At 66.8% G+C, this 4,692-nt stretch carries 6 protein-coding genes; 2 read left to right on the forward strand and 4 right to left on the reverse strand.

Going from position 1 to position 4,692, the window contains the following annotated elements; genetic code table 11:
* Window positions 1-23: 23 nt before the first annotated feature.
* The 3 genes from arsB to trxB are packed head-to-tail and all read right to left on the reverse strand — an operon-like array spanning window position 24 to window position 2,415.
* Window positions 24-1,121, reverse strand: coding sequence for an ACR3 family arsenite efflux transporter (gene arsB, locus AX744_RS02975; protein ID WP_061015349.1), 1,098 nt, complete (start codon window positions 1,119-1,121; stop codon window positions 24-26).
* Window positions 1,118-1,444: a thioredoxin gene (gene trxA, locus AX744_RS02980; protein ID WP_061015350.1), complete on the reverse strand. Its 327-nt coding sequence runs from the start codon at window positions 1,442-1,444 to the stop codon at window positions 1,118-1,120. The genes arsB and trxA overlap by 4 nt, the downstream gene beginning before the upstream one ends.
* Window positions 1,441-2,415, reverse strand: coding sequence for a thioredoxin-disulfide reductase (gene trxB, locus AX744_RS02985; RefSeq protein ID WP_061015351.1), 975 nt, complete (start codon window positions 2,413-2,415; stop codon window positions 1,441-1,443). Before trxB ends, trxA begins: the two co-directional genes overlap by 4 nt.
* Before the next feature lie 91 nt (window positions 2,416-2,506).
* On the opposite strand from trxB, the gene AX744_RS02990 reads away from it, so the two are divergent.
* Entirely contained in the window at window positions 2,507-2,914 is a 408-nt protein-coding gene (locus AX744_RS02990; RefSeq protein WP_061015352.1) for an arsenate-mycothiol transferase ArsC, read from the forward strand.
* 143 nt (window positions 2,915-3,057) lie between these two features.
* Here the strand turns inward: AX744_RS02990 and AX744_RS02995 are convergent, their stop codons facing one another.
* Window positions 3,058-3,906: an IclR family transcriptional regulator gene (locus tag AX744_RS02995; RefSeq protein WP_017201951.1), complete on the reverse strand. Its 849-nt coding sequence runs from the start codon at window positions 3,904-3,906 to the stop codon at window positions 3,058-3,060.
* A gap of 69 nt (window positions 3,907-3,975) precedes the next feature.
* Here AX744_RS02995 and AX744_RS03000 point away from each other — a divergent pair, with 69 nt between their 5' ends.
* On the forward strand, window positions 3,976-4,689 hold the full coding sequence (locus tag AX744_RS03000) for an ABC transporter permease (protein WP_017201952.1): 714 nt from the start codon (window positions 3,976-3,978) through the stop codon (window positions 4,687-4,689).
* Window positions 4,690-4,692 lie beyond the last annotated feature (3 nt).

The raw sequence follows: 4,692 nt of genomic DNA on the forward strand, positions 1-4,692 counted from the left end.
AGTGTCGGTCGCAGCGGTGACGTTCATGACGGCATCCTTTCAGCGGTGTACGGGTTGGTGTGGAACCAGCGTCGGGCCGCCCACAGGGAGACGTAAACGAGTCCGACGAGCACGGGGACCTCGATCAGTGGGCCGACGACGCCGGCGAGGGCCTGACCGGAGGTGGCCCCGAAGGTGCCGATGGCGACGGCGATGGCGAGTTCGAAGTTGTTGCCCGCGGCCGTGAACGCCAGCGTGGAGGATCGGGCGTATCCGAGCCCGAGCGCCTTCCCGGTGAACAGTCCGATGAACCACATCACGGCGAAGTACGCCAACAGCGGGAGGGCGATACGGGCCACATCCCACGGCCGGTTGGTGACCTGCTCGCCCTGCAGGGCGAACAGCAACACAATCGTGAACAGCAGGCCGTACAGCGCCCACGGTCCGATCTTGGGAAGGAACTTCTCTTCGTACCAGTCGCGGCCCTTCGCACGCTCCCCGATCAGGCGGGAGGCGAAGCCGGCGATCAGGGGGATGCCGAGGAAGACGAGGACATTGAGGGCGATCTGCCAGACCGAGATCTCCAGTCCCTGCGAGTCCAGTCCGAGCCATCCGGGGAGCACGGTGAGGTAGAACCAACCGAGCAGGGAGAAGGCGATGACCTGGAACACGGAGTTGATGGCGACAAGGACGGCGGCGGCTTCCCGATCGCCGCAGGCGAGATCGTTCCAGATGACGACCATCGCGATGCAGCGGGCCAGGCCCACGATGATGAGGCCGGTGCGGTACTCGGGGAGATCCGGAAGGAACGCCCAGGCGAGGGCGAACATCAGTGCCGGTCCGACGACCCAGTTCAGAGCGAGTGAGGAGATGAGTAGCTTCTTGTCGCCGGTGACAGCGGCGACTTTGTCGTAGCGGACCTTCGCGAGGACCGGGTACATCATCACCAGCAGGCCGAGAGCGATCGGCACAGAGATGCCGCCAACCTCAATGTGTGCGAGGAGGTCGGAGACGCCAGGGATGAAGCGGCCGACGAGGATTCCGGCGACCATAGCCAGTCCGATCCACAGCGGCAACCATCGGTCAAGGGTCGACAGGCGGCGGGTCGTCGTTGTGGGGGTGGGTGCGGTTGCGGTGCTCATGCGAGGAGCGCCTCCATCTTCTCTGCGATTACGGGCTTGGCGTGGGCGCCGATGAGCATGTCAACGCGCGCACCCTGGTTGTAGAAGACCAGCGTGGGGATCGAGGTGACGCCGATGGCGGTCACCGTGGCCGGGTTCTGGTCGGCGTCGAGCTTCACGATCTTGACCCGCCCGTCGTACTCGACGGCGAGCTGGTTCAGAAGCGGTGCGATCTGCTTACACGGACCGCACCAGGTGGCCCAGATGTCCACCACGACGGGGATCTCGGAGTCGGTGACTTCGTTGTGGAATGTGGCGTCGGTGACCACGATCGGGACACTCATGCGAGGACCTCCTGGGCATCGAATGCGGGCGCGGTGTCCGTGAGGGCCGCGAGGTAGTGCTGGGCGTCCTGGGCGGCCGCGCAGCCCGTACCGGCTGCGGTGATGGCCTGCCGGTAGGTGTGATCGACCAGGTCGCCGGCGGCGAAGACGCCGTCGAGGGTGGTGCGGGTGGACGGGTGGACGACCCGCACATACCCGTCGGCGTCGGTGTCGACGGAGCCCGCGACGAGCTCGGAGCGCGGGTCGTGCCCGATGGCGACGAAGACCCCTGTCACGGAGAGTTCGCGTTCCGCCCCGGAGACCGTGTCGCGCAGCGTGACCGCCTCGACCTTGTCCGTCCCGAGGATGCCGGCCACTTCGCTGTTCCAGGCGACGTCGATCTTCGGGTGCTCGAGCACCCGCTGCGCCATGATCTGTGAGGCGCGGAACGTGTCGCGGCGGTGCACCACGGTGACCTTCGACGCGAACCGGGTGAGGAACAGAGCTTCCTCCATCGCCGAATCGCCACCGCCGACCACGACGATCTCCTGGTCGCGGAAGAAGAAGCCGTCGCAGGTCGCACACCAGGAGACCCCGTGGCCGGTGAGACGCTCTTCGTCGGCCAGTCCGATCTTGCGGTACGCGGACCCCATGGCGAGGATCACCGCACGCGCCAGGTACGTGTCACCCGATCCGGTGCGCACCGTCTTCACCGGCCCTGCCAGGTCGACCGCGACAGCGTCGTCGAGAAGGATGCGGGCACCGAAGCGCTCAGCCTGCGCGCGCATCGACTCCATCAACTCCGGACCCTGGACACCATCGACGAAACCGGGGAAGTTCTCCACCTCGGTGGTCGTCATGAGCGCACCGCCGGCGGTGACGGAACCGGCAAGCACGACAGGGGCAAGGCCCGCCCGCGCCGCATACACCGCAGCCGTATACCCGGCGGGCCCGGATCCAATGATGATCAGCTCAACCTCTTGAATCGACATGCGTCTATATTGACACTTATCAATGCAACGTGCAAGCCTGGTGTCATACCAACGATCCGGCGAGTGTCTCGCCGGAGGAGAGAAGGATGACGTGACAGACCCTCAGACCGTGCTGTTCATCTGTACGCACAACGCGGGACGCTCGCAGCTGGGCGCGCACCTGCTGGCCCGGCATGCTGGCGATCGACTGATCGCAGACAGCGCCGGCGTACACCCCGCTGCCGCGATCAACCCCGCGGTCGCCGCGACCCTCGACGACCTCGGCATCGACACATCAGCGGCAGTACCGCGCGCCGTCACCCCGGACGACCTCGCGAACGCTGATGTGGTGGTGCTGATGAAGCCGGGCTTGGAACTACCCGGGCCGGTCTCCGGCGAGCTCGTGCAGTGGGAGTTCCCCGACCCTGCGGACTGGTCCGTGGACAGCGACTCGGTTCGTGACCTGCGCGATTCGGTCGATCTCAAGGTGCGGGCACTGGCAGCCCGACTGTTGGAGTAGCCAGGCCCCTCAAGGAAGATCCTCGCAGCGCAGGCACGCTCAACCTTCATCACCACTCCCGCCTGGGCGGTACACCTCAGAGCATGGCAGGCTTGCATCGACCTCAATACCTCTGGCCGTCGCGGCCGTCGCCTTCGGCGAGTTCAGACCATACCTAGACGCGTCGACAGCTCGCGCGCAGCTCGCGAGACGAGCGCGCCAAGCGCCTCAAGGCGGTGCCCGATTCGCGCCTTCGGGGCGCTTACGTTCACGGCTGCGACGATACGTCCCGTGAAGTCGATGATCGGCGCCGAGGCTGCCACCACCCCGAACTCGAGCTCCTCGTCCGATAGCGCGTAGCCCTGCTCGCGGATACGGCCGAGTTCGGTGTGCAGGCTCGCGAGATCCGTCACCGGAGAGTTGCCCGGCGGGGGAGAGTCCAGAACCGGGAATCCGGAGGGGTCAGCCTGGTCGAAACGGCCGACGAGGGGCTGATCCTGCCCGTGGTCGTCATACCAGCGTGCGAGGGACTCCTCGTCCCAGTCGCTCAGCAGCGCACGACCCGAGGGAGTGCGCCACGCGGCCGTGGTGGTGCCCGCCCAGCCGGTCGTGCGCACGTCGTGCGGGCTCAGCTCGCTAAGCAGCGTAAGCACGTTGCCGCCGCGCAGCACGCACAGGTGACTCGTCTCGCGCGTGGACTGCACAAGTCGTCGCAGGATGCTGCGCGAGGCGTGCACGAGCGTCGACGTGGCCGTGTGCGCCGCCAGGGCGTATAGCCGCGGCCCGAGCAGGTAGCGCAGCGACTCCTCATCGCGTTCGACGAGTCCGGTCTCGGCGAGCGTCGCGAGTGTGCGTGACACGACCGCCTTGTCCCGCCCGGTGAGCTGTGCCACCTGCGAGACGCCGAGTCCGCCGGAGCGCAACGCCTCGTCGCCGCCGAGCAGCTCGAGGATCTCGATGTCGCGTCCGAGGCCGGAGGAATTGCGGCGAGGGCCGCCGGAGGTGGTGGTCACGGTAAGAGTGTAGCGTCAGCGGTTGCCATATACACAACGCTCTTTGACGAAATGGCCACAAAGGCTACCGTGAGTCTCATCCCCGGTACCGGCCTCAACGACGAGACAGGAGCCCTCTTGACCGGATTCAACTGGGAAGACCTCATGGCCTTCCTCACGCGTCGCGCGGACGACATTCTTGAGCTCACCCGCGATCACCTCGTCGTCGTCGTCGTCTCAGTCGTCCTCGCGGCGATTATCGGCATCGGCCTCGGCATCCTGGTCCGCAACCGTCGCATCGCCCGCACCACCGTGCTCACGGCCGCCGCTGTCGCGATCACCATCCCGTCACTCGCCCTCCTTGCCCTCCTGAGCCCCGTCCTCGGCCTCGGGTGGCTGCCGACCGTCGTCGCCCTCGTTTTCTACTCGCTGCTCCCGGTGGTGCGGAACACCGTCGTGGGACTCCGCGAAGTACCGGTCTCGGTGCTCGAGTCGGCGCGGGGCATGGGCCTCGGCCCCACCCGCATCCTCTTCACGGTGCAGCTGCCGATCGCCTGGCCGGTCATCATGACCGGCATCCGTGTCGCCGCCCAACTCACGGTCGGGATCGCGGCGATCGCCGCCTACGTCGCCGGCCCCGGGCTCGGCGAGTACATCTTCAAGGGCCTGAGCTCGCTCGGTTCGAAGAACGCCCTCAACTACGCGCTCACGGGCACCGTCGCCGTGATCATCCTCGCGCTCGTCCTCGACGGCATCCTCGTGCTCGTCGCCCGCCTCACCACCTCAAGGGGTCTCCGTGCCTGACAT

Origin of the sequence: Microbacterium sp. CCH5-D1, from assembly GCF_001557335.1 — a bacterium.
Lineage (GTDB): Bacteria > Actinomycetota > Actinomycetes > Actinomycetales > Microbacteriaceae > Microbacterium > Microbacterium oxydans.